This window comes from Bartonella sp. MR168JLCBS (assembly GCF_042194175.1).
In genome coordinates, this window is the sequence record NZ_JBHIMP010000254.1 from 1 (window position 1) to 841 (window position 841).

At 33.7% G+C, this 841-nt stretch carries 1 protein-coding gene; it reads left to right on the forward strand.

Annotation, left to right across the window (positions count from 1 at the left end; genetic code table 11):
• Positions 1–148 (forward strand): sigma factor-like helix-turn-helix DNA-binding protein (locus ACFIK8_RS10695; protein ID WP_281056682.1); only part of this gene is annotated, 148 nt, incomplete at its 5' end.
• Positions 149–841 lie beyond the last annotated feature (693 nt).

The window sequence follows — 841 nt, forward strand, 5'->3', positions numbered from 1 at the left end:
AGGGATGAATACTGATCACACGTTAGAAGAAGTTGGTCAACAATTTTCAGTAACGCGTGAGCGCATTCGCCAGATTGAAGCAAAGGCGCTCCGTAAATTAAAGCATCCTAGCCGTTCACGGAAATTGCGTAGTTTTCTCGATTCTTAAATATAACCGCGCATTTTTAAAGATGCATTTTATGGATGAATAAGGATGAAAGGCATGTCGTTTGGTTCTTGAGATGCCTTTTTGCCAAGGATTAACAGGCTTGTTATTGAATAATTTGTGCAGAATGTGCACTGTCGAAAGCTCCTCTTATTTTTGATACTCGTGTGGTGCAGTTTATAAAGAAGCTTCGAATTAGTATGGTTGTTTCCAAAAGAAATGCACAATATTTAAAGCATTATTGCATTTACCGGTAAGTTTATGAACAGAAATGATAGAGTAAGAATGCTTAATCAAAAATCAAAGCGCCTTAATTTTTCGATGAGAAAGCAAAGATTTTTTATGTGGAGGCTTTCATAAAAAACGGCTTATGTTTGTATGTGAATGTATGAAAAATTTCATTTGAACTGGATTATTGTTTTGTTAGATTCTGTGTATCTAATTCTTTAAGCCAGAGAATGGTTAAAGCATAAACCATGAATTCTATAAAAGAAGAAGCTTTTTATTAAACCGTCAGAAGAGACATTCTAAAATGTTTGATTTTATTGAAGAAACATTTGATAAGAGAAGGGGACTTTAAAAGAGTTTCTCACCAATCCTGATACCTTTTACAATGCATGATAAAAAATAATTAACATCGAGGTCTTAGAAAATCCAAAAACAGGACTTTACCTCTTCATGGAATATACCTATACT